2 protein-coding genes are annotated in these 4,732 nt (G+C 70.0%); both read right to left on the reverse strand.

Features of this window, described 5'->3' with window-relative positions; translation table 11 throughout:
• On the reverse strand, window positions 1–2,991 hold a 2,991-nt coding region (locus ACLL9L_RS04940; protein ID WP_411283535.1), incomplete at its 3' end, for a multicopper oxidase domain-containing protein.
• Between the two features lie 229 nt (window positions 2,992–3,220).
• Window positions 3,221–4,732 (reverse strand): fibronectin type III domain-containing protein (locus tag ACLL9L_RS04945; protein WP_411283536.1); only part of this gene is annotated, 1,512 nt, incomplete at its 5' end.

Raw genomic sequence — 4,732 nt, forward strand, 5'->3', positions numbered from 1 at the left:
GATGAGCTGGCCGACCAGGCCGTGGCCCCAGCCGTGGATGCCGTCCACGTGGTCGTGCCAGAAGATGTTGTCGAGCTGGACATCGGGATACCAGCGGTACTGGATGAACTCGGTCCCGGCGAACTCTCCCGCGGCGTGGTCGGACGCCAGCGCGCTGGTGAGCGTCACCGTCCTGGCCACCGGGTCCACCGACGCGATCTGGTGGATGTCGATCGTCTCCAGGCCCTGTCCGGCGGCGATCCAGGGCTGGATCGGGTTGCCGTTGGCGTCAGTGCCAAGGAACTTGGAGACGGTGGAGAGCTGCAGCACCGTGTCGCCCCGTCGGGCAGCGACAGTGAGCGTCGGGTCCTCGACCTGGAAGGGGCGGACGGAGTGCTCGTAGGCGAACCCGGCGGTGACGCCGTCCGAGCCCTGGACGTCGAACTGCACGTGGTGGATGTGCATCGTGGTCTTGGAGAACCCGTCGAAGGCCGAGGCGTCGGGGATCTCATTGGTGAGGGTGACGGCAATGCAGTCACCCTGGTTGGCCCTGATGGCCAGAGGATCGGACTTGGCGGGGTCGGCATACGTTGCTGCCTTGTTCTTGGCCAGGACGAAGATCTTGCCTTCCGGGTCGGTGAACGTGGGGGTGCGCGGGATCGGTTTGCCGATGGCCACCACGTTGAAGGTCCGCAGGTTGCGTCCCCCGGGGCAGAGCCCGTCCTGGCGCCCGGCCCAGGGGTCGGTGGCACTGGTGGCGCCCTGGCCGGCATTGGCTCCGAGCCATGGCGCGCCGCTGTGCCCTGCCGCCGTGAACGGTGGTCGCTTCCCGATGTTGGGGCGCAGCATCGGGTATGCCGGGCGGCCGTTGACCGGGTTGAACAGGATCGCCGGGCGGTCTCCGTAGATGTGACCGGCATCGACCGCGAGCAGGTTGGGTTGCCCCGCAACGACTTGCGGGGAGCCCGGGACGACTGTGGGGTCGGCGGGGGCGCCGAGGTAGCGCGGCGAGGTCGCGGTGCCGGCGACCTGCCAGTTCCAGACCGACCCGTCCTGGCTGTCGCGCATCACGCCGGGCGGCGGCAGCTGGGGACGGATCCAGCCGTCCAGGTTGGCCGCGGTGAGCGTGGTGCCGCCGATGGTGCGCCCGATCAGCTCGCTGGACTCGACGCCAGCAGGTGGTGCGACGCGGTCGCGCAGCGGCACGAGGTCGGGTTGAAGGGTGTCGTAGACCCGCCACACCGACCACATGCCGGAGACGTAGTGCTTGGCGATGTGGCAGTGGTAAAGGAAGTCCCCAGCCGACTGCTGGACGCCGCCGGCGCCGCCTTCGAGCTCGAGGTTGAACGCCTCGCCGGGGCCCATCGACTGGGAGTCGAGACGCTGGGACGGGGACAGGACGGTTGCGGGATCCTTGCGCAGCCCGGTGTCGGCGTAGTTGTAGGTGGTGTCCGCGACGGGGTTGGCCCGCCAGCGGTCGCCGCCGCCGTGCAGGTGGAAGATGTGGAACTTCTCGGCTCCGACGTGCATCAGCCGGATCTTGGTCGGGTCGGCGAGGTAGCCGCGCATCATCGGCGTGGCCGGCTCGCCGAAGGTGGTGGAGCTGTAGGCGTGGGCCTTCTCCTTGGGGAAGGCCAGCAGCCGGTTGCGGAATGGTTCCGAACGGTAGTTGAACGCGAACCCGCCGGGCTTGTAGCTGCCGGTCGTGGCGTCCTGCAACGGGACGTCGGCGCCGTTCTTGTCCTTCAGCGTCTCGTTGTCGTTGCCGATCTCATGGGTGAGCATGGCGGCTTCGCGGAACGCGCAGGTCGCCGTCCGACTGGTCGAGACACACGCGGAGTTCACGCCCGAGGGCTTGATGATGGCTTCCCACCCGGAGGCCAGCGGCTGGTCTGGTGTGCTGGCGTTCCAGTAGGTCGAGCCGGGCGGCTCGATCACGAGAGCGCCGAACAGCCCGTGGTTGACCGCGGCTCGGCGCCCCGGGCCCGGATGCATGTAGTGGCCGCCCTCGAGTCGGGCGTCGTCGGGGATGGCGAAGCGGTAGGTCGTGGACCCGCCCAGGGCGACGGCCGAGGAGGGGTTGGCTCCGATGGCGTCCCCGGAGGAGGAGACGTTGAACTCGAGCCCGTCGATGTGCAGACCGAAGTCGCCGCCGCTGGCGGTGTTGGTGAAGCGGATCTCGATGCAGTCGCCCTGGTTGGCCCGGATCACCAGCGGCTGGATCGCGTCGTCGCGCAGGCCGATGGACACCACCTGCGAGCGGGCTTGGGCAGCGATGTCGCCCAGCCGGCTGGTCAGGGCGTACATCTTGCCCAACGGGTCGTGGTCGCCGAAGCGGTTGATCGGGATGTCGACGTCGAGGGCGGTGACGTCGAAGGTCTTGTCCACCCGACCCGAGTTGAGGCAGGTCGAGGCGGTGGGGGAGGGAGAACCCACCGCGGCCGGGGGCGTCAGGGCTGCTGTGCTCATCGCTGTGACGATCGCCAGCACCAGTGCCAGCCCCGCACGGGCCCGCGCCCGGGCACGAACGAGGGCACGTCCGCCATTCCGACGCCGCAGCGGGCGCGGGTGCCGCAGGGCAAGCAGGAGCCAGGCGACCGGGAGGAGGACCACCAGCAGGCTCAGCGCATCGCCCACCATCGTGACGATCGGCAGCCCGGGCGGCGCCTGGTCGAACAGGACCAGCCGCAGCTGGTTCCCGGCGGACATGGTGGCCGCGGCAACAGGCGCGCAGACGAGCCCTCCTGTCGGTGTCGACAGGGTTGCGTCGACGCGATCACGGCGCAGCAGAGCCAGGGTGAGCGGAACCGCGAAGAGGACCGCCGGAAGAGTGAACCCGATGATCGCGACCAGGCTGCCCCCCAGCAGCGCAGCCCAGCCCTGGGATCGACCCTCACCGACCACCTCCAGCCAGGCCAGCCCGCTGGCGCCGGTGAGCCCCAACAGGGCGGCCGCGACCAGATCACCGACGAGCAGTCGGGGCGCAGGGGACACATGTCGATCGCTGCTCACGGAGATCGCCTTCCTCAACGGTGGTGGGACGGTGACGGTTCACCGGTAGTGGCGGTAGACGGGCCAGGCTTGGATGTTGCCGTTGACGCGGCTCGGGAGCTCCCGAGCGTCGTGCCGACGAGCAGCGATACGGCTCGTGCGGCCTGGGCTCGGGAGGCTCCTGTGCGGGTCATGGTCGCCATGTTCCACCAGCGATCTTGGGGAGACCTTGGGCCCATGGCGACCCCCCTCACTTGTAGTAGCCGATGAGGTCGGCGATGACGTCGGTGGTGCCGGCTTGGTTGTAGAGGGTGACGGTGTTGCCGGGGCCGACGGGGACCAGGACCATGTTGGGGATGGTCTGGAAGGGTCCGTAGTTGAGGTTGGACGCGTTGGGTTGGGGTGCGCCGCCGGGGTAGACGGTCAGATAGCTGAAGGCGGTGGGGTTGGTGTCGGTGACGTTCAGGGCGACGGCGGTGGTGCCGGCGGGCAGGTTGGGCACGGTCAGGGTCATGGTGGCTGCGGCGCCGAGGGGGGCTCGGGGTGCGCCGATCGCGTTGCGGGTGTCCAGGACCCGGGTGGGGCTGGTGCCGGTGAAGCCGGAGCCGGTGCCGGGGGCGTAGGAGCCGACGAGGTCGGCGATGACGTCGACGGTGCCGAAAGCGTTGTAGATGGTGACGGTGTTGTTCGATCCGAGGGGGACCAGGACCATGTTGGGGATGGTCTGCCCGGGCCCGAAGTTGAGGTTGGACGCGGTCGGTTGGGGCGCGCCGCCGGGGTAGATGGTCAGGTAGCTGGCGGCGGTGGGGTTGGTGACGGTGACGTTCATCGCGACGGCGGTTGCTCCGAGGGGCAGGTTGGGCACGGTCAGGGTCAGGGTGGCGCCGGCGCCGAGGGGGGCTTGGGGTGCGCCGGTCGCGTTGCGGGTGTCCAGGACCCGGGTGGGGCTGGTGCCGGTGAAGCCGGAGCCGGTGCCGGGGGCGTAGGAGCCGACGAGGTCGGCGATGACCTCGACGGTGCCGGCGCTGTTGTAGATGGTGACGGTGTTGTTCGCTCCGAGGGGGACCTGGACCATGTTGGGGATGGTCTGGCCGGGTTCGTAGTTGAGGTTGGACGCGGTCGGTCTGGTCGTGCCGCCGGGGTAGATGGTCAGGTAGCTGGCGGCGGTGGGGTCGGTGACGGTGACGTTCAGGGCGACGGCGGTCGCTCCGGGCGGCAGATTGGGCACGGTCAGGGTCATGGTGGCGCCGGCGCCGAGGGCGGCGGGGGTGGCCGTGGGCAGGCCGAGGCCGTTGCGGGTGTCCAGGATCCGGGTGGGCGTGATCCCGGTGAAGCCGGCCATGGACGCGGTGGTGACGGGGTTGGACGGGGCGGACAGGGCGCCGGTGCCGATGGCGTTGAGCGCCCGGATCTGGAAGGTGTACGTCGTGGCGTCGGCCAGGCCGGTGATGACCCGGCTGGTGTCGGCGGCTGGGATGGCCGTGATGGTGGAGACCACGGTGGTGCCGGTGCTCACCAGCACCTCGTAGCCGGTGACCGGTGAGCCGCCGTCGGAGGTGGGCGGGGCCCAGCTGAGCGTGGCCGAGGCGTTCCCGGCCACCGCGGTCGGTGCAGCCGGAGCGGTCGGGACCGTGGCTGCGGGGGTGACGGGGTTGGACGGGGCCGAGAACGGGCCTGGTCCCTGCACGTTGATCGCCCGGACGCGGAACGTGTGGGCGGTGCCGTTGGCCAGTCCGGTGACCACCAGGCTGGTTGCCCCGGC

The organism is Lapillicoccus sp., from assembly GCF_046595215.1.
Classification (GTDB): Bacteria; Actinomycetota; Actinomycetes; order Actinomycetales; family Dermatophilaceae; genus Lapillicoccus.